The sequence below is a fragment of the Paucibacter sp. KCTC 42545 genome (assembly GCF_001477625.1).
Taxonomy (GTDB): Bacteria; Pseudomonadota; Gammaproteobacteria; order Burkholderiales; family Burkholderiaceae_C; genus Paucibacter_A.
Map to the genome: position 1 here is coordinate 383,995 of NZ_CP013692.1, position 17,405 is coordinate 401,399.

Below are 17,405 nucleotides of genomic sequence, written 5' to 3' on the forward strand. Positions count from 1 at the left end.
GGCGTTCGCGCCTGTCCCTACAATGCGCACATGCTCGACGAGCGATCCAAATCCCTGCTGAAAACCCTGGTTGAACGTTATATCGCTGACGGTCAGCCCGTGGGTTCGCGCACGCTTTCCAAAGCCTCCGGCCTGGAGTTGAGCCCGGCCACCATCCGCAATGTGATGGCCGACCTGGAAGACTTAGGCCTGATCGCCAGCCCGCACACCAGTGCCGGCCGCATCCCTACCTCGCGCGGTTACCGCCTGTTTGTCGACACCATGTTGACCACGCAGACCGCGCTGCTGGGGGCTGATGCGCGGCCAATTGAGCCGCATTTGGCGCCTGATCAACCGCAGCGCGTCATCGCCAATGCGGCGGCCCTGCTGTCGAATTTGTCGAATTTCGTCGGTGTGGTGACGGCGCCGCGCAAGCCCAGCGTGTTCCACCACATCGAATTCCTGCGCTTGGGTGAGCGGCGGGTCTTGGTGATCATGGTCTCGCCCGATGGCGATGTGCAAAACCGCGTCATCTTTACGGCGCAAGACCTGAGCCAGTCCGAACTGGCCGAGGCCAGCAACCGCCTGAACAATGGCTATGCGGGTTTGAGCCTGGAAGGTGTGAGGGAGCGCTTGAAGTCCGAAGTCGATGCGCTGCGCGGTGAAATCGCCGCCTTGATGAGCGCGGCCGTGCAAGCTGGCACCGACGCCATGGCCGAGGAACAAGAGCGCGTGGTCATTGCTGGCGAGCGCAATTTGCTCACCGTGCAAGACTTCGGTAACGATATGGGCAGCCTGCGGCGCTTGTTCGATATGTTTGAGCAAAAGACGCAGCTGATGCGCTTGCTCGATGTGTCCAGCCGCGCCGAGGGTGTGCGCATTTATATCGGCGGCGAGAGCCAGGTCGTGCCTTTTGAAGAGCTGTCCATCGTTTCCGCGCCGTATGAGATTGACGGCCACATCGTGGGCACCTTGGGTGTGATTGGCCCGACCCGGATGGCTTACGACCGCATGATCCAGATCGTCGACATCACCTCGCGCATGATGAGCCAGGCGCTGTCGCAGAAATAGCCCGGCGCCGGGCCTATACAATCCGCGCCTTCCGGTGCAATGCCGGAGTGCATTTCCCTCTCGGGGGCCGCTAGCTCATGATGGTTAGAGCAGCAGACTCATAATCTGTTGGTGCCGTGTTCGACTCACGGGCGGCCTACCAAATTCCTTATCGGCATGCTCATCGATTGCCTGGCGCATACCCGCAAGCAATGCCCAGACGAATGCGACTGCTAAGCTTGGCAATGAATGACACGCCCTTGTACCAGTGGATGGAGCGAGTTCAATTGCTAAAAGGACGGTTCAGCCATGAGTGCCTCTGACTTTATTCAGCTTGACGATGGCTCCCCCTGCGGCGGCTGTGGCGATGCCGACAAGCTGAGCTTTCGCTTCGACTTTGCCTATCAAGCCATTGTTGATCTGGCCTCGCAAAGCATTTGGGCGCACGAGGCCCTGGTTCGCGGCCCTGAAGGTCAAGGCGCTGGCTCGGTGCTGAGTCAGGTCAACGAAGGCAACCGTTATCGCTTTGATCAGGCCTGCCGGGTCAAATCCATCAAGACGGCGGCCTCGCTGGGTTTGGAGACCCGGCTGTCCATCAACTTCTTGCCCAATGCGGTCTACAAGCCCGAGGTCTGCATCCGCACCACGCTTGAGGCGGCGCGCGTCAATGGCTTCCCCTTGGATCGCATCATCTTCGAGGTGACCGAGGGCGAGCGGGTCGAGGACGGACCGTGGCTGGCTTCCATCCTGCGCGAATACCAGCGCTGCGGCTTTTTGACCGCGATCGACGATTTCGGCGCGGGCTATGCCGGCCTGACCTTGTTGGCTGACTTTCAGCCCGAGCTGATCAAGCTCGATATGGCCTTGGTGCGCGGTGTTGACGGCAGCCGGGCCCGGCAGGCGATTGCGCGCGGCATTCTGCGCATCTGCCAGGACTTGGGGATTGCCGTCATCGCAGAGGGCATCGAGACCGTGGGCGAGCGCGACTTCTTCAGCCATGAAGGTGTGACCTTGATGCAGGGCTATTTGTTTGGCCGCCCGGGCTTTCGCGCACTGACGCTGCCGGATGCGGTGGCCTGGCCTGTGGTGCGATAGACGCAGCTGCCTTCTTGGGCACCACTGATTCGCGGGGGTGTACCAAGAGAAGGCTGCCTGTGAGTCAGCCTCTGCGGTGGCCGAGCAACGAGTGCGTCATTTGATATGTTTAACTGGCGGCCTTGACTCAGCTGCCTGATGATGACGAACACCACTCCGCGGAAAAATCCCAAACTTTCTACCTTGCTGGCCGGTTTGTCGGTGCTGGCCTTGGCCGCAGCGCTGCCGCTTAAAGCCGTGGCGGCCACGAATACCTTGACGCTTCAGGCGCAGCAGTTGGCCGGGCAGACGCCGGTCACTGACCCCGAACTTGCGGCCTTGTTCGCGCAGACCAACACCACCTGGGAGGCGCTGAAAAAGGGCCAGCTGGCCGAGATGCGTAAGTTCTCGCAAGCGAATCTGGCGGCTGAGCAAAAAGCCTGCAAGACCTTGTTCTACCCCTTCGGCGGGCCGGATGCGCTCAACGCTTTGACACTGTTCCCGAGCTGCCAGCACTACATCTTGTTCGGCCTGGAGCCGGTGGGCACCCTGCCGAACTTGACCAATAAGCCGGCGGCCGAGGTGAAGCAGTTCGTCAAGGCGATGAATCAGTCGCAGGAGTTTTTGCTCAAGCGCAATTTCTTCGTCACGCAGTACATGAGCAAGGACTTCCGCTCCAAGAAGCTCGACGGTGTGATCCCGCTGATCAGCGTGACGCTGGCGCGCCTGGGTTATGAGCTCAACAGCATCGAATACAAATCGCTCGATGGCAGCCCTTTTGTGGAATACAAAACGCGCGACGCTGCGATTGATCCCAAGGCCGACCCCAATGCAGCTCCCGCTTCAGCAGCGGAAGCCAAGCCCCGCAAGCGTGTGCCGCGTGCCGTGCTGTTCAGCTTCAGTCAGCCAGGCAGCAAACAACTGCAAACCCTGTTCTACGCCAACTTCGATGCCTCCGATGAAGGCCTCAAGCGCCGCCCCTATTTCCCGCGCTATATGGAGAAGCAGGCGCCCACGGCAACGCTGCTGAAGGCGGCGTCTTATCTGATGCACGGCCCCGAGTTTTCGGACATGACGGCCCTGGTTCTGAACAAAAGCCCGGTGATCGTGCAAGACGACACCGGCCTGCCTTACCGCACGCTGCTCGATGCCGGCTACCGGGTGGAGCTGTTCGGCAACTACAGCAAGCCCATCGGCCTGTTCAACTACCGTGCCCAGCCCGAACTGGCCAAGGCCTATGCGGCCCTGCCTGCGCGCACGACCTTGCCTTTCATGTGGAGCTATAACGTGGCGCGTGAGGACATGGGGCTGCAGTTGGCGCGCAAGCCCGCGAAGTGAATGGGCGTAGATTATTCATTCGAAGTTAGATCGAAACGAAAAGGGATCAGGTCATGAATTCAGCGGCATTGCCATTGAGCGTTCTGGGCAAGGCGAGTTCCATCAATGTGCGCAAGGTCTTGTGGCTGTGCGCGGAGTTGGACTTGCCCATCAGCCACGAAGCCTGGGGCTCGGGCGAGCGCGATACCCAGGTGCCTGAGTTCCTGGCGCTCAACCCCAATGCGATGGTGCCGGTGATTCGCGATGGTGAGTTTGTGCTGTGGGAGTCCAACACCATTTGCCGCTATCTGGCCTTGCGCCAAGGCCGCTTTGACTTGCTGCCTGCCGACCCGCAAGGCCGCGCGCGGGTGGAGCAATGGATGGACTGGCAGGCGACCGAGCTGAACAATTCCTGGCGCTATGCCTTCATGAGCTTGGTGCGGCAAAGCCCCGCGCATGCGGACCCGCAGCAACTGGCCGCGGGCATTGCCAACTGGCATCGGCATATGCAGATGCTGGACGCGCAGCTGCAGCGCAGCGGCGGGCCGTTTGTGCTGGGTGACAGCTTCACCTTGGCCGACATCGTGCTGGGCTTGTCCACCCACCGCTGGATGATGGCGCCGCTGCCGGCCGAGCAAAGACCCGCGCTGCCGGCGGTGCAGGCTTTTTACGAGATCTTGAGCCAGCGACCCGGCTTTCTGGCCCATGGGCGCAATGGCATGCCCTGAGTCGCTCTAAAGCAGCGAGCCCTGCTGCGGCTCCGCCGGCCCTTTCGGCCCTTTTGGCCCGGCGCGCAAGCGTGCCAGCAAGGCATCGGTTTCCTGTGTGACCGAGGGCTCGAACAGCTCGGCCGCTGGCAGCTTGAGCACCTCCCGGCAGGCTTCTTCCTGCGGGCCGTGCAGCCACAAGTCCCACAACTCGGGCTGGATAGGAATGGCGCTGCGCTTGTCTTGCGCATCGTCCGGCAGCTTGGGGTCGGGCTTGTGCAGGCGAGCCAGCAGCGGGTGGCCGTCGCAATTCATCGTTAGCATGCTGAAGTTGGGCACCAGTTCGCCCGACTCCGGGTTGACCCACTCACTCCAGATGCCGGCCAGTGCCCAGGGCGCGCCATCGGCGCGGCGCAGCGTCCACCAGATATTGCGGCCGGTTTCCCAATTGGGTTCCTGGTAGCTGGCAGCAGCAATCAGGCAGCGTCGGCCCTTGGCCCAGGCGTCTCGGTAGGTGGGGCGCTGGTCCACCGATTCGATGCGTGCGTTATTGGTCAAGATGGCGCGCGAAGCCGGCCTGGCGCTGGCCGCGCGCGGCGCGATCATGCCCCACTGGCCCTTCATCGCCAGGCGCGTGCTGCCTCCGCTCGAATTGGGCTGGCCTGCGCGTATGAATACACCGCTGCCAAACGGCCCCACGGCCACGCTGGGGTAGGCGTGGCCCTGCAGGCTGCTATGCAGGCTGGCGCGGAAGTAGCGCTCGATTTCTTCCTTGGGCGAAACATGGTGGAGGTTGCACATGATGGCTGGAGAATGTAGCGCTAAGCTGGGCCCAAGCGCTCAGCCCATGCCTGCCAAGTAGAAAGGTCTTCGATGTCTGAGTTGGTTTACCTGGCCGCGCCTAGCCTGGCCGATGTGGATGAAATGCTGGCCTTCGAGCAGGCGAATCGGGCCTTTTTCGAGTCCCGCATCAATGCCCGGCCGGCCAGCTATTACAGCCGCGAGGGTGTGGTGGCGGCCGTGATGACGGCGCAGCGTGAGGCGCTGGAGGATCAGGCCTACCAGTTCCTCTTGCGTGAGCAGGGTAGCGGCGCCTTGGTCGGGCGGGTCAATCTGAGCCAGATTCGGCGTGCCCACTTCCACGCCGCCAGCCTGGGCTACCGGGTAGGTGAGGGCCATCAGGGCCGCGGCTTCGCCAAGGCCGCCGTGCGCCTGGTCTTGGCCGAGGCCTTCGGCAAATTGGGCCTGGCCCGGGTGGAGGCCAGTGCCAGGCCTGACAACACCGGCTCACTGCGGGTGCTGCTGGGCCACGGCTTTGTGCAGTACGGCCACTCGCGCCGCAGCTTTGAGCTGGGTGGGGTTTGGCATGACTTGCTGCATTTCGAGCGCCATGCGGCGCCTGCAGACGATCTGCCCGACCGGGCTTAGAGCCGCAAGAACTCGCTCAGCTCGGGCAACAGTCCTTCGAAGTCAGCCGTCAGGCCGTGGTCCGAGCCGGGCAATAAGTGGATGCGGCAGTGAGCGTAGCGGGCCTGCATTTCGCGCCAGTCCAGCACCTCGTCGCCCTTGGCGATGACGGCCAGAAAGCGCGCCGGCGCACGTAGCTCACCGCCGTCCAAGGCCTGCAATTCGCCCATGAATTCGGGGCGCACGAAAAAGCGCTGCTGCGGGTCTTGCCAGCAAGTTTGTTCGCCGATGTAGCCGGCCAGATCGCGGGCCGGGTCCACCGCAGGGTTGAGTAGCACGGTGGGCACTGCCTCCCAGCCCGGCTGCTGGGCCATCGCCGTGGCGTAGAAACCGCCCAGCGAGCTGCCCATCAGCGCACTGCTGTGCAGCGGCCAGCCCTGCGTTAATTCCTGCATCAAGGCCATGGAATCGGCCGGTGAGGGCGGCAGCTGGGGGCAGGCGAAGTGCAAATCGGGGCGGTGCTGCGCCACCCATTGCGCCATGCGCATGGCCTTGGCCGAGCGGGGTGAGGAGCGGAAGCCGTGCAGATAGAGCAGATGCGAGCAGCGGGGGGCTGGCACTTGCTGCGAAGCTGCGGAAGGGGCCAAGTATTGGGGTGTTCCCGGATAAACATCGTTCATGCCCCGCAATGTAGGCAGGGCGTGCGCCGCGCTTGCGACAAAGCGTGGAATGGCCTGTGCGAACGGCGGTATTCGCGATTGACGCCGGGCGGGTGAGCGGGGACAGTTGCGGGCTTCGTGCCCTGGCGCCGGGCCTTGCGAGGTTTTGGCCGCCGGATGTGCATGCGATGATTGATTTGTCGGCCTGCGCAGCGTTTTGCTGGCGCGGGCTTTGTTTCAAAAAACGGTCCAAGGATGGTCTGAATGAGTTCTTCTGTTGATGCCAAAGACGCGCTGTTGCAGGCCCCGGCTCCGGTTTTTCGCCGCGCTGTGGGTTTGAGCGCCGTCGCCGCTGCCGTGGCTTTGCTGAGCGCTTGCGCAGGCACGCCTTCAGCGACCGCACCGGCCGCTGCCGCTGCGAACGCCGCACCTGCCGCGCCTACAGCCGCCGCAGCCAATGGCACGCCGGCCGCCAAGGCCTCTGCCGCTCCTGCCGCACCCGGTGCAGCTGCATCAGCCGCCGGCCAGCCGCCGCGCCCGCCCGCTGACCCCACCGCGCCCAAGCCTTTCGCCGATGTGATCAAGGAAGCCAAGTCGCAAGATGGCCTGTTCCCGATCTGGCGCAAGGATGAAAAAGTCTGGCTGGAAATCCCCAAGGACAAGATCGGCAAGCCCTTCATGTTCACCGCCAACGTGGCTAACGCCGTGGGTGAGCGCGGCCTCTACGCCAGCCAGATGGGTATGGACCAGCTGGTGGAATGGCGCCGCATCGGCAACCAGATCCAGCTGGTGGCCTTGAACACCGCCTTCCGCGCCGAAGGCGGCGGCAAGCTGGCCGTGCAACAAGCTTTCTCGCCCAGTTTGCTGGCGGCAGGCACGGTGGCCAGCGCCGAGCACCCCGAGCGTAAGTCGGTGCTGATCGACGCCGGCATGTTCCTGAACGATATTCCTGGCCTGTCGACCCGCCTGGAAATGGCCTACCGGCTGCCTTACTCGGCTGACCGCAGCAATTCCTACTTCGAAGCCACCCGCGCCGACGCCAAGCTCAGCACCCTGACGGCGCGCATGCACTTCTTCACCCCGCGCATCCCTGCGCCGCCGCTGGTGGCCCCGCCGGTGCCGGTGCCGACACCGCCGCAGGCAACACCTGACCCCCGCAGCATGTTCGTCAGCTTCGTCTACAGCTTCACGGCCCTGCCGGAAACTGCCATGGCGCCGCGCCTGACCGACCCGCGCCTGGGTCACTTCATGGAAAGCTTCACCGACCTGGGCAAGGACAGCAAGCCCAACCCGCGCGTGCACTACGTCAAGCGCTGGCGCCTGGAGAAGGCTGACCCGGCAGCCGCGCTGTCTGAGCCGGTCAAGCCCATCACCTACTGGATGGACAAGAATATTCCGCCCAAGTACCGCCCCGCCGTCGAGGCCGGCATCGTGGAGTGGAACAAGGCCTTCGAGAAGATCGGCTTCAAGAACGCCGTGGTGGCCAAGCAGCAGCCCGACGATGCTGATTGGGACAATATGGACGCCGACCACGCCTCGGTGCGCTGGTTTGTTGGCGCCGATGTGGGCTTCGCCATTGGCCCCAGCCATGCCGACCCACGCAGCGGCGAAATCATCGATGCCGACATTGGCATGAGCGACGTCTTTGCGCGCAGCGGCCGTGCCTTCATCAGTGAAGACCTGGGCCCCGGCATGTCGGCCGGTTTGAGCCAGGCCCCACTGAGCCTGGCCGCCAAGGCCGGCGGCGCGGACCATGCTTATTGCAATTACGCCCACGAAGCCGCTGTCGAGCTGGACTTCGCTCTGGATGTGCTGGAAGCGCGCGGCGAGATCGCGCCCGACAGCCCCGAGGCCGATGCCTTCATCTTCGCCCGCATCAAGGACACGATCATGCATGAGGTGGGCCACACCCTGGGCCTGAAGCACAACTTCAAAGCCTCCACCACCATCACGCAGGCGCAGCTCAAGGACAAGGCCTTCACCGAAGCCAACGGTATTTCCGGCTCGGTGATGGACTACAACGCCTACAACATCCCGCTGCAAGGCGAGGCGCCCACCACGATCAACAACACCCAGCTGGGTGCGTATGACTACTGGGCCATCGAGTACGCCTACAAGCCCATCGCAGTGGAGAACGAGGCGGCTGAGCTGGCCAAGATCGCAGCCCGCAGCACTGAGCCCGCGCTGGCGTATGCCGATGATGGTGATGCCGGCGGCTTTGGCCCCTACGACGGCATGGACCCGATGTCCAACCGCTTCGACCTCGGCGATGACCCCTTGGCTTACTACAAGAAGCGTCTGAAGCTGTCCAAGGAATTGTGGGCCCGCGTGCAAGACCGCAAGCCCGAAGCGGGCGATGACCCACTGCGTCAGCGCCGTGCCCTGGTCAGCGGCTTCAACCAGCTGTTCCGCTCTTCCGAGCTGGTGGGCAAGTATGTGGGCGGCATGTATGCCAACCGCGATCTGCCCGGCAGCACAGGCCGCGCCAGCTTCAAGCCGGTGGAGCCCGCCAAGCAGCGCGAGGCCTTGCAGTTCCTTGCCTCGGGTCTGTTCAGCGTGGACAGCTTCAAGTTCCGCCCTGAGTTCCTCAGCACCCTGACCATCGACTACAACGAGTGGGATCGTGGCGGCCCGCTGAATGTGCCGGCCGCTGTGGCCCGCGTACAGCTGGTGGCGCTGGACCGCTTGCTCAGCGGCAACACCGCGATGCGTTTGCTGGATCTGCCGTCCTATGTGCCTGAGAACCAGCGCAAGGGTTTGATCTCGCTCAGCGAGGTCTATGCCACGCTCAACAGCACGATCTGGAGCGAGCTCAAGAGCGGCACCGAGATCGACCGCCTGCGCCGCAATCTGCAGCGCGAGCATGTGAAGCGCTTGCAAGCCGTGCTGACCAAGGGCGGTGGCCCCGGCGTGCTGGCGGATGCCTACTCGCTGGCGCGTCTGCATGCGGTGCAACTGCAAGCTGACCTGAAGAACGCGCTGGCCAAGGGCGGCCATTCGGTTGAAACCCGCGCCCATCTGGCCGAAAGCCTGGACACCCTGTCCACCGTGCTGCGCGCCAATATGCAGCGGGTGTAAATCGCCTGGCTCGCAGCTGATGAAAGTCAGCTGCGGCACAAAAATGGCAAAGGCCGGCGCGCAAGCGTCGGCCTTTTTTATTGCCTGCAAGGCAGTCATGTGACAAGGCAGCGGGCCTTTGACTTAATTCGCTGGAACAATCCAGGCGCGGAAGTGATCTGAGTGAGGTTTGATGGCGATGGCGTACACCTTTGCGGCCGAAGACCGGGCGCTGATTTGCGGGTTCTTGTTCACGCCCCTGGGCCAGGGCCGGGCCATCGAACTGGGTGAGGCCCTGCAATGGCTGGCCAAGAGTCCTTCCGAGACTCCGGGAGAGTTCATCTGGCTGCACTTCAACCTGACCGACACGGCTTCCGCCAAATGGATGCAGTCCCATCTGGAGCTGCCGCCGGAATTCTTCGACGCGCTGCGCGAAGGCTCGCGTTCCACCCGCATTGAAGACGCGGCCGACAACCTGATCGCCGTCGTCAACGATGTGGCTTTCGAGTTTTCCTTTGACCCCTCCGAGATCGCCAGTCTGTGGGTCAACGTCAACCCCCGCGTGGCCGTCAGCGCTCGTGTGCATCCGCTGCGCTCCATTGACCGGCTGCGCCAGGCGGTGCGCGACGGAGCACTCTTCGGCTCTTCGGTCGCGCTGCTGAACCATCTGATGCAGGACCAGGGCGATGTGCTGGTGCGCATCGTGCGCGATGCCACTTTGCAAGTGGACCGGGTGGAGGACGCGTTGCTGCAAGGCCATCTGCAACAAAAGCGCGCCGATATGGGCAAGTTGCGCCGGGTGCTGGTGCGCTTGCAAAGGCTGTTGGCGCCCGAGCCCGGCGCCTTGTTCCGCCTGCTGCGCCAGCCGCCGCCCTGGGTCACGCCGCATGATCTGGACGAGCTGCGCCAAAGCACCGAGGAATTCAGCATCGTCATCCGCGACCTGGCTGCGCTGCAGGAACGCATCAAGCTCTTGCAAGAAGAAATGGCCGCGCAGGTGGGCGAACAAACCAATCGCAGCGTTTTCACCCTGACCGTGGTGACCGTGTTGGCCTTACCTATCAACATCATCGCCGGCATGCTGGGCATGAATGTGGGAGGCATCCCGCTGGCCGATCACCCTCACGGCTTTGCCATCATTGCCTTGATCATCCTGACCTTCACGGTGGTGGCGGGGTGGTTGGCGTTCAGGAATAGGGAGTAGGGGGATGGGCTTGAATGCCTGCGTGCAATACTTGGGACGCGATCCCTTGCAATTCAAACAAAGGAATTTGAGACATGCACAACAGCAGCCTGCTCCCTCACGCACTCAGCATCGAGTTTCCTGAATTGGCCGAGCGCATCAAGCTGCTCAAACAGGAAAATGCGCATTTCGCCAAGCTGCTTGAATCGCACGACGCGCTGGACAAGCAAATCAGCCAGGACGAACTTGGCGTCAAGGCGATTGAAGACAACGCTTTGCATGCGATGAAGCAGCAGCGGGCTCGGCTGAAGGATGAGCTGTATCAGTTGGCGAAGGGTTAAGTCCGGACTGGGGCACAAGGTCTCGGACGGGCGGCGATGCCCGAGGCTCTCTTTGGACAGGGTCTTTCGCTAGTGCTTGCCTTCGCTTGATCTACGGCCCTTCCGGGGCGAACTCCCGGTTGGGCTCGTGCAGCGGCATTCGCTCAGCCGCCAAACTTCGCCTTCAAGCCCGCCAGCAACTTCTCATGAATGCCGCCAAATCCGCCATTGCTCATGCACAGCAAATGGTCGCCGGGTTTGACAGCGTTCAGCACGGCGCTGACCAGAGCGTCAACGTCGGCGCCAACGTGGGCTTGGGTGCCCATGGGCGCTAGCGCCTCCTTGGCGTCCCAGGCCAGGCCTTGTTGGTTGCAAAAGCTCAGGTCGGCTTCTTCCAGCGCCCAGGGCAGCTGGGCCTTCATGGTGCCCAGCTTCATGGTGTTGGAGCGGGGCTCAAAAATGGCCAGGATGCGCTCGTCCGGTTTGATGCGGCGGCGCAGGCCGCCCACGGTCGTGCGCATGGCGGTGGGGTGGTGGGCAAAGTCGTCGTAGACCTTGACGCCGCCCACCTCGCCGCGCAGTTCCATGCGGCGGCGTACATTCTGGAATTCGGCCAGGGCGGCGGCGGATTGCTCAGGCGCCACGCCCACATGCTCGGCGGCGGCGATGGCTGCCAGGGCGTTGAGCTGGTTGTGCTCGCCGAACAGAGCCCACTCCACCCGCGCCACTTTGAGGCTGCCGCGCAGCACATCAAAGCTCTGTGGCTCACCGCGCGCGCGCAGCACGCCGGTCTCTTCCTTGCGGCCGCCGAAGCGCACCACCTCGCTCCAGCAGCCGCGCCCGAGCACGCGCTGCAGTGCATCCTCGCGGGCATTGACGACCAAGCGGCCATTGGCCGGCACGGTGCGCACCAGATGATGAAACTGGGTTTCGATGGCGCCGAGGTCGGCAAAGATGTCGGCGTGGTCGAACTCGAGGTTGTTCAATACGGCCGTGCGCGGGCGGTAGTGCACGAATTTGCTGCGCTTGTCGAAGAAGGCGGTGTCGTACTCATCCGCTTCAATCACAAAGGCCTTGCCACTGCCCAGCTTGGCGCTGACGCCGAAATTCTGCGGCACGCCGCCGACCAGAAAGCCGGGTTGCTGTCCGGCATGTTCAAGAATCCAGGCCAGCATGGAGGTGGTGGTGGTCTTGCCATGTGTGCCGGCCACGGCCAGCACATGGCGGCCTTGCAGCACATGCTGGGCCAGCCACTGCGGGCCGCTGGTGTAGGGCAGGCCGGCATCCAGAATCGCTTCCATCAACGGGAACTTCTCGCCGCGCGTGACCACATTGCCGATCACGAACATATCGGGCGCCAGGGCCAGCTGTTCGGCGCCAAAACCGCTGGTCAGCTCAATGCCCAGGGCTTGCAGCTGATCGCTCATGGGCGGGTAGACATTGGCGTCGCAGCCGGTGACGCGGTGGCCCGCCTCACGTGCCAGCGCGGCCAGGCCACCCATGAAAGTGCCGCAAATGCCGAGGATGTGGATGTGCATGGTCGTCGTCAATCTTCAGAAACGGGAGGGTGCTCGCTCAGGCAGCGAACCACAGACCGGCCAGGGGCAGGGCGGCGTCGAGCGAGTTCAGCACCAGACAGCGCGGCGCGGTCGCCGGGTCGGGGGATTTGAGGTCGGGCACCAGCACCACGCCGGCCCCAGCCGCCAACGCACCCTGGGCGCCGTAGCTGGAATCTTCAAACACCAGGGTCTGTTCGGGCGCGTGGCCCAGGCTGCGTGCGGCCAGCTCGAAAAGATCGGGGTGGGGCTTGCCGCGTGCGACTTGATCGCCACCGTGGATGGGGCCGAAAAAGCCCAGCAAGTCAGCCAGGCCCAGGCGGCGCCGCACCTCGGCGTGGCGAGTTGAGGAGGCCACGGCGCAGGGCACTCCCCTTGATTGCAAGGCCTGCAGCAAGGCCAGGGCGCCGGGGCGCAGGGCAAAGCCTTGGCCCTGGAACTGCGCTTCAACTTCGCGGTCCACTGCCTCGTACATGGCCTCGGCCTGCGCATGCGAGCCCAGCTTGTCGGCCAGCACGGCCAGGCAGTCGCGGCGATTGATGCCCACCGTCAGCAGATAGTAGGCCTCGCTGAGCGGTGTGCCCGCCGCCGCGCTCTGGCGCAGCCAGGCATCACGGATGGGCCGCTCGGAGTCAAGCAGCAGGCCATCCATATCAAAGATGGCCGCGGTGAAGCGGCGGCCGGTGTGCGGCATGGCGGGTGGTGGCGCGAGTTTTAGCGCAGGGCGTGGCGGGCGGCGTCCAGCGTGGCCTGGATGTCGGCCTCGCTGTGGGCGGCCGAGACAAAGCCGGCTTCATACAGCGCCGGGGCCAGGTAGACGCCGGCGTCCAGCATGGCGTGGAAGAAGCGGTTGAAGCGCTCCTTGTCGGTTGTCATCACGGTCTGGTATTCCTGCGGCAACTGATCCATCAGGAAGAAGCCGAACATGCCGCCTTGGCAGTCCACGCTGAAAGGCACGCCGTTCTCTTTGGCAACGGCCGCCAAGCCGTCGACCAGGCGACGCGTCTTGGCGGACAGGTCTTCGAAGAAGCCGGGCTTCTGGATCTCGCGCAGCGTGGCCAGGCCGCAGGCGGTGGCGACCGGGTTGCCGCTCAGGGTGCCGGCTTGGTAGACGCCGCCCAGCGGGGCCAGGTGCTTCATGATCTCGCGGCTGGCGCCGAAGGCGGCCAGCGGCATGCCGCCGCCGATCACCTTGCCGAACACGCTGATATCGGGCTTAAAGCCGGGGATCAGCTCGGCGTACATGCCTTGTGCGCTGTGCAGCCCGACGCGGAAGCCGGTCATCACCTCGTCCAGCACCAGCAGGGCGCCGTACTCGGTGCACAGCTCACGCAGTCGCTTCATATAAGCGGTCTGGGTGCGCACAAAATTCATATTGCCGGCGATCGGCTCGATGATGACGCAGGCCAGCTCCTTGCCGTGCAGGGCAAAAGCTTCTTCCAACTGGGCCAGGTGGTTGAACTCCAGCACCAGGGTGTGCTGCGCCACTTCAGCCGGCACGCCGGCGCTGGTGGGGTGGCCGAAGGTGGCAAGACCTGACCCTGCCTTGACCAACAGCGCGTCGGTATGGCCGTGGTAGCAGCCTTCAAACTTGATGAATTTGCTGCGGCCGGTGGCGCCGCGCGCCAGGCGGATGGCGCTCATGGTGGCTTCGGTACCTGAAGATACCAGGCGCACCTGCTCCATGCTGGGCACCAGCTTCAGAATTTCTTCGGCCAGCTCAATCTCGCGCTCGGTCGGCGCGCCGAAGGAGAAGCCTTCTTGCGCGGCCTTGGTCACGGCTTCCAGCACGGCCGGATGGCCGTGGCCCAGAATCATCGGGCCCCAGGAGCCGATGTAGTCGATATAGCGTTTGCCATCAGCGTCAATGATGTAAGCGCCTTCACCACGGGTGATGAAGCGCGGTGTGCCGCCGATGGCGCGGAAAGCGCGCACGGGGGAGTTGACGCCGCCAGGGATGACGCGCTGAGCGCGTTCGAACAGGACTTGGTTTTTCGACATGGCTAGAAGAATTGCAAATGGGGAGGATTGCTGGCCTGTGTTCAGAACAGGGCAGGCGGTCAAACAGTTAAGGCGTCAATTAATCAGTGCATGCGCTTGGGCGGGCGGCTGCTGGGCAGGGCATCGTCCAGGCTGAGGCTGCCGGGTTCGTCCAGCGCGGCGGCGGCAGCTTCGGCGGCGGCCGCGGCTTCCTCTTCTTCATTAGGCGGCAAGGCCCAGAAGAAGCGGTCAGGGATCGCATTGCCCATGCCGGGGCGAAAGCCGCCATCCAGCGCTTGGTCAAGAAAGGACAGGGCCTCGCCCACCGCGGCGTGAATATCAGCGCCCACCGCCAACAAGGCGGCCAGTGCGGCCGAGAGGGTGTCACCGGCGCCGACGAAATTGATGTCGAAGCGCTCGAACTTCTCGCCCGTGATCGGGCCTTGCGAGGTGGCCAGCACGTTGTCGACAAATTGATTGGGCAGATTGATGCCACTGACCAGCACATGGGCGGCGCCATGCTGAGCGGCGGCCACGGCCAGCTCGCGCGGCGAGGCGGGGCGGTCGTTGTCCCAGTCGGGCAGAAGGAAGTCGGTGAGGGTCTTGTGATTGCCCACCAGCACATGGGTCTGCGGCAGGATCAGCTCGCGGAAGGAATCCAGATAGCTTTGCTGCTGTTCTTCATCCAGCCAGGCCACATTGGGCAGATAGGCCACCAGGGGCACGTCCGGGTAGTCGGACAGCACTTCGGCCACCGCACTGACACCCTCGGCGCTGCCCAGGAAGCCCACCTTCCAGGCGGTAATAGGAATGTCTTCCAGAATCAGGCGGGCCTGTTCGGAGATGGTGTCGGTGTCCAGGGTCTGGTGCTCAAACACTTCGGCGGTGTCGCGCAAGATGATGGCGGTGACGATGGGCAGGCAGTGCGCGCCCATGGCGGCGATGGTGGCGATGTCGCCGCCCAGGCCGCTGGCACCGCTGGCCTCGCTGGCGTTGAAGCACATCACACAGGCGGGGGCTTGGGCAGCTTGCTCGTCTTCGCTGAGTACCCCATCAACGGCACCCGCCGGTGGGACTTTGGAATCGATTTTGCTCATAGTTTGCGGCGCAAGGTCAGGGTCGGGCAAAGCGGCTGGCCGCAGGCGATTTAGAACACGCGGGTTCAGCGAACGTGGGCGTTATTACAAGCAGTTGCAATTCGGGCTTGCTTTGGGGCAAATCCGGAGAATTGCCTCTGCATCACTGCCTATTTCGTCACGAAGTTGCTGGGGCCTGCGTGGCTACAATCTTTACATTGTAGTGAGCAAAAAGATATACACCGTGAGCGAAGCAAGTACCTGGATGTGCCTGATCTGCGGCTGGATTTACGACGAGGCCGCGGGCGATCCTGAACACGGCATCGCGCCGGGAACGCTGTGGGCCGATGTGGATATGAATTGGACCTGCCCTGAGTGCGGCGCGCGCAAGGATGACTTTGAAATGGTGCGTATCTAAGTCGATCTGCTAAGGGTTGACTAGCTGCCGGTCAGTAACTTTGCTGGCTATGCTGCCGGGCTTTTGCCCTGAACCGTTTGGCTTTGAAGAGTGAGGCTTGGCGTGCAAGTTCCTGATGGTCCTACCGGTCTTGACAGCGGTACTCCTGCTGCTGCAGCACGAGTGCTGGTCATTGATGACAGCAACACAATCCGGCGCAGTGCCGAGATTTTCCTGAAACAGGCTGGCCATGACATCGTCCTGGCCGAAGATGGCTTTGATGCGCTGGCCAAGCTCAGCGACTTCCGGCCCGATCTGGTGTTCTGCGACATCCTGATGCCGCGGCTCGATGGCTATCAAACCTGCGCCATCATCAAACGCAATCCGCAGTTTGCGGCCGTGCCGGTGATCATGCTGTCCTCCAAGGACGGCTTGTTCGATAAGGCACGCGGCCGCATGGTGGGCTCGCAAGACTACCTCACCAAACCTTTCACCAAAGACCAGTTGCTGAAGGCCGTGCAGCAGCACCGCCGTGGCGCTTGATGCCTGCATCGAGCGCGGATCCCATTTGATATTGACACCTTGCTCGGCAGAGCGGCCTGAGGAGGACCTATGACCATTATGAAAATCTTGTTGGTTGACGATTCGAAAACCGAATTGCATGTGCTGAGTGAATTGCTCGGCAAGCGTGGCTACCAAGTCCGTACGGCTGAAAACGGCGAAGAGGCGCTCAAGCGCCTGGGCGAAGAAAAGCCCGACCTGATCCTGATGGATGTGGTGATGCCCGGCCAGAACGGTTTTCAACTGACCCGCGCCATCACCCGCGATGAGCGCTATGCCGGCATCCCGGTGATCATGTGCACCAGCAAGAACCAGGAAACCGACAAGGTCTGGGGTATGCGCCAGGGTGCGAGTGATTACGTCGTCAAACCCGTCAAGGCCGAGGAGTTGCTGGCCAAGATTCGTGCCCTCGGTGGTGCATGAGTAATAAAGAAGCGCTGCGCGAACTGCAGCACCGCCTAGCTCACCGCATGCAGCAGGCGCGTGAGCAGACCGGCACCGGTGCCAGCTGGCTGGCGGTGGAATGTGCGGGCTATGGCTTGCTGTTCTCGCTCAAGCATGCGGCGGAAATTTTCGCGCCCGTGCCGCTCAAGCCTTTGCCTTATGCCAAGCCCTGGATGGCAGGACTCGCCAATCTGCGCGGTGGCCTGTTCACGGTGGTGGATTTGGCGGTGTTTCTGGGCTTGCGCGATGCGCAGACGCCCTTGGCCGAGCAGCGCGGCGAAGCGCGGGCGGAAGCCAGCCAGGCCCGCCTGGTGTCGCTGAATCCTGAACTGAATTGCAACTGCGCTTTGTTGGTGGACCGTTTGGCCGGCCTGCGCGGTGATGACCAGCTGCGCTTGGATACCTCTGATCCAGCGAGCCAAGTGGGTGCTGAAGGCCAGCGCCGACCGCGTTTTGCCGGCCCACGCATGCTGGACGAGGCAGGGCGATCGTGGCAACAAGTGCATTTGGATGCCCTTTCTAAACATGAACAGTTTTTGCAAGTCGTGGTCTGATTTCAGGCGACGAGATCAGGCCTTTGCGAAGGCCTGAATGCATTTGTGGCGACCCGTGGCTGGCTGTGTGGCTAGGCGAGTTGC

The 17,405-nt window shown here is 63.1% G+C and carries 18 protein-coding genes and 1 tRNA gene; 13 read left to right on the top strand and 6 right to left on the bottom strand.

Translation table 11 applies throughout. The features are described from left to right. Nucleotides 1–30: 30 nt before the first annotated feature. From hrcA to AT984_RS01735, 5 genes are all read left to right on the top strand, one after another. A complete protein-coding gene (gene hrcA / locus AT984_RS01715) occupies nt 31–1,050 on the top strand; it encodes a heat-inducible transcriptional repressor HrcA (protein WP_058718630.1) in 1,020 nt (339 codons plus the stop codon). A 64-nt stretch (nt 1,051–1,114) separates the two neighbouring features. Next, nucleotides 1,115–1,192, top strand: a tRNA-Ile gene (locus tag AT984_RS01720). A gap of 146 nt (nt 1,193–1,338) precedes the next feature. Next, complete coding sequence (locus tag AT984_RS01725) at nt 1,339–2,124, top strand: EAL domain-containing protein (protein WP_058718631.1); 786 nt, start codon at nt 1,339–1,341, stop codon at nt 2,122–2,124. 141 nt (nt 2,125–2,265) lie between these two features. Next, a complete protein-coding gene (locus AT984_RS01730; protein ID WP_156421852.1) occupies nt 2,266–3,441 on the top strand; it encodes a hypothetical protein in 1,176 nt (391 codons plus the stop codon). 53 nt (nt 3,442–3,494) lie between these two features. Next, nucleotides 3,495–4,148, top strand: a complete 654-nt coding sequence (locus AT984_RS01735; protein ID WP_058718633.1) for a glutathione S-transferase family protein — start codon at nt 3,495–3,497, stop codon at nt 4,146–4,148. A 6-nt stretch (nt 4,149–4,154) separates the two neighbouring features. On the opposite strand, the gene AT984_RS22305 is transcribed toward AT984_RS01735, so the two are convergent. Then, nucleotides 4,155–4,928, bottom strand: a complete 774-nt coding sequence (locus tag AT984_RS22305; protein WP_082679703.1) for an SOS response-associated peptidase family protein — start codon at nt 4,926–4,928, stop codon at nt 4,155–4,157. 72 nt (nt 4,929–5,000) lie between these two features. Here AT984_RS22305 and AT984_RS01745 point away from each other — a divergent pair, with 72 nt between their 5' ends. Beyond that, nucleotides 5,001–5,555, top strand: a complete 555-nt coding sequence (locus AT984_RS01745) for a GNAT family N-acetyltransferase (RefSeq protein WP_058718634.1) — start codon at nt 5,001–5,003, stop codon at nt 5,553–5,555. Here the strand turns inward: AT984_RS01745 and AT984_RS01750 are convergent. Beyond that, entirely contained in the window at nt 5,552–6,214 is a 663-nt protein-coding gene (locus AT984_RS01750) for a YqiA/YcfP family alpha/beta fold hydrolase (protein WP_082679704.1), read from the bottom strand. The genes AT984_RS01745 and AT984_RS01750 overlap by 4 nt on opposite strands. A gap of 243 nt (nt 6,215–6,457) precedes the next feature. On the opposite strand from AT984_RS01750, the gene AT984_RS01755 reads away from it, so the two are divergent. The 3 genes from AT984_RS01755 to AT984_RS01765 all read left to right on the top strand — a co-directional run bounded on the left by AT984_RS01755 (nt 6,458) and on the right by AT984_RS01765 (nt 10,774). Next, nucleotides 6,458–9,271, top strand: coding sequence for a zinc-dependent metalloprotease (locus AT984_RS01755; RefSeq protein WP_058718635.1), 2,814 nt, complete (start codon nt 6,458–6,460; stop codon nt 9,269–9,271). Nucleotides 9,272–9,449: 178 nt separating this feature from the next. Continuing rightward, the gene (locus AT984_RS01760; RefSeq protein WP_058718636.1) at nt 9,450–10,454 is read left to right on the top strand and encodes a transporter; all 1,005 of its coding nucleotides are present in this window, start codon (nt 9,450–9,452) and stop codon (nt 10,452–10,454) included. 74 nt (nt 10,455–10,528) lie between these two features. After that, entirely contained in the window at nt 10,529–10,774 is a 246-nt protein-coding gene (locus AT984_RS01765; protein ID WP_058718637.1) for a YdcH family protein, read from the top strand. A gap of 143 nt (nt 10,775–10,917) precedes the next feature. On the opposite strand, the gene mpl is transcribed toward AT984_RS01765, so the two are convergent. The 4 genes from mpl to thiD all read right to left on the bottom strand — a co-directional run bounded on the left by mpl (nt 10,918) and on the right by thiD (nt 15,386). Beyond that, nucleotides 10,918–12,291 (bottom strand): UDP-N-acetylmuramate:L-alanyl-gamma-D-glutamyl-meso-diaminopimelate ligase, encoded by a 1,374-nt coding sequence (gene mpl, locus AT984_RS01770; RefSeq protein ID WP_058718638.1) that lies wholly within the window; start codon nt 12,289–12,291, stop codon nt 10,918–10,920. A gap of 37 nt (nt 12,292–12,328) precedes the next feature. Then, nucleotides 12,329–13,003 carry an HAD family hydrolase gene (locus tag AT984_RS01775; protein WP_058718639.1) on the bottom strand — a complete coding sequence of 225 codons (675 nt, stop codon included), beginning with the start codon at nt 13,001–13,003 and terminating at the stop codon, nt 12,329–12,331. Nucleotides 13,004–13,023: 20 nt separating this feature from the next. Further along, nucleotides 13,024–14,310 (bottom strand): glutamate-1-semialdehyde 2,1-aminomutase, encoded by a 1,287-nt coding sequence (hemL, locus tag AT984_RS01780; RefSeq protein ID WP_058718640.1) that lies wholly within the window; start codon nt 14,308–14,310, stop codon nt 13,024–13,026. 83 nt (nt 14,311–14,393) lie between these two features. Then, entirely contained in the window at nt 14,394–15,386 is a 993-nt protein-coding gene (thiD, locus tag AT984_RS01785) for a bifunctional hydroxymethylpyrimidine kinase/phosphomethylpyrimidine kinase (RefSeq protein WP_058718641.1), read from the bottom strand. A gap of 244 nt (nt 15,387–15,630) precedes the next feature. Between thiD and AT984_RS01790 the strand changes: the two genes are divergently transcribed. The 4 genes from AT984_RS01790 to AT984_RS01805 all read left to right on the top strand — a co-directional run bounded on the left by AT984_RS01790 (nt 15,631) and on the right by AT984_RS01805 (nt 17,321). Next, nucleotides 15,631–15,783 carry a rubredoxin gene (locus tag AT984_RS01790; protein WP_058722014.1) on the top strand — a complete coding sequence of 51 codons (153 nt, stop codon included), beginning with the start codon at nt 15,631–15,633 and terminating at the stop codon, nt 15,781–15,783. Between the two features lie 102 nt (nt 15,784–15,885). Then, nucleotides 15,886–16,305, top strand: a complete 420-nt coding sequence (locus AT984_RS01795; protein WP_058718642.1) for a response regulator — start codon at nt 15,886–15,888, stop codon at nt 16,303–16,305. A gap of 69 nt (nt 16,306–16,374) precedes the next feature. Then, complete coding sequence (locus AT984_RS01800) at nt 16,375–16,746, top strand: response regulator (RefSeq protein ID WP_058718643.1); 372 nt, start codon at nt 16,375–16,377, stop codon at nt 16,744–16,746. Next, entirely contained in the window at nt 16,743–17,321 is a 579-nt protein-coding gene (locus tag AT984_RS01805; protein ID WP_058718644.1) for a chemotaxis protein CheW, read from the top strand. The genes AT984_RS01800 and AT984_RS01805 overlap by 4 nt, the downstream gene beginning before the upstream one ends. Nucleotides 17,322–17,405 lie beyond the last annotated feature (84 nt).

Excerpts from the sequence above, each read along its gene's own strand:
- hrcA (WP_058718630.1), top strand. The coding sequence starts at position 31 with ATGCTCGACGAGCGATCCAAATCCCTGCTGAAAACCCTGGTTGAACGT.
- AT984_RS01725 (WP_058718631.1), top strand. The coding sequence starts at position 1,339 with ATGAGTGCCTCTGACTTTATTCAGCTTGACGATGGCTCCCCCTGCGGC.
- AT984_RS01730 (WP_156421852.1), top strand. The coding sequence starts at position 2,266 with ATGACGAACACCACTCCGCGGAAAAATCCCAAACTTTCTACCTTGCTG.
- AT984_RS01735 (WP_058718633.1), top strand. The coding sequence starts at position 3,495 with ATGAATTCAGCGGCATTGCCATTGAGCGTTCTGGGCAAGGCGAGTTCC.
- AT984_RS22305 (WP_082679703.1), bottom strand. The coding sequence starts at position 4,928 with ATGTGCAACCTCCACCATGTTTCGCCCAAGGAAGAAATCGAGCGCTAC.
- AT984_RS01745 (WP_058718634.1), top strand. The coding sequence starts at position 5,001 with ATGTCTGAGTTGGTTTACCTGGCCGCGCCTAGCCTGGCCGATGTGGAT.
- AT984_RS01750 (WP_082679704.1), bottom strand. The coding sequence starts at position 6,214 with ATGAACGATGTTTATCCGGGAACACCCCAATACTTGGCCCCTTCCGCA.
- AT984_RS01755 (WP_058718635.1), top strand. The coding sequence starts at position 6,458 with ATGAGTTCTTCTGTTGATGCCAAAGACGCGCTGTTGCAGGCCCCGGCT.
- AT984_RS01760 (WP_058718636.1), top strand. The coding sequence starts at position 9,450 with ATGGCGTACACCTTTGCGGCCGAAGACCGGGCGCTGATTTGCGGGTTC.
- AT984_RS01765 (WP_058718637.1), top strand. The coding sequence starts at position 10,529 with ATGCACAACAGCAGCCTGCTCCCTCACGCACTCAGCATCGAGTTTCCT.
- mpl (WP_058718638.1), bottom strand. The coding sequence starts at position 12,291 with ATGCACATCCACATCCTCGGCATTTGCGGCACTTTCATGGGTGGCCTG.
- AT984_RS01775 (WP_058718639.1), bottom strand. The coding sequence starts at position 13,003 with ATGCCGCACACCGGCCGCCGCTTCACCGCGGCCATCTTTGATATGGAT.
- hemL (WP_058718640.1), bottom strand. The coding sequence starts at position 14,310 with ATGTCGAAAAACCAAGTCCTGTTCGAACGCGCTCAGCGCGTCATCCCT.
- thiD (WP_058718641.1), bottom strand. The coding sequence starts at position 15,386 with ATGAGCAAAATCGATTCCAAAGTCCCACCGGCGGGTGCCGTTGATGGG.
- AT984_RS01790 (WP_058722014.1), top strand. The coding sequence starts at position 15,631 with ATGTGCCTGATCTGCGGCTGGATTTACGACGAGGCCGCGGGCGATCCT.
- AT984_RS01800 (WP_058718643.1), top strand. The coding sequence starts at position 16,375 with ATGACCATTATGAAAATCTTGTTGGTTGACGATTCGAAAACCGAATTG.
- AT984_RS01805 (WP_058718644.1), top strand. The coding sequence starts at position 16,743 with ATGAGTAATAAAGAAGCGCTGCGCGAACTGCAGCACCGCCTAGCTCAC.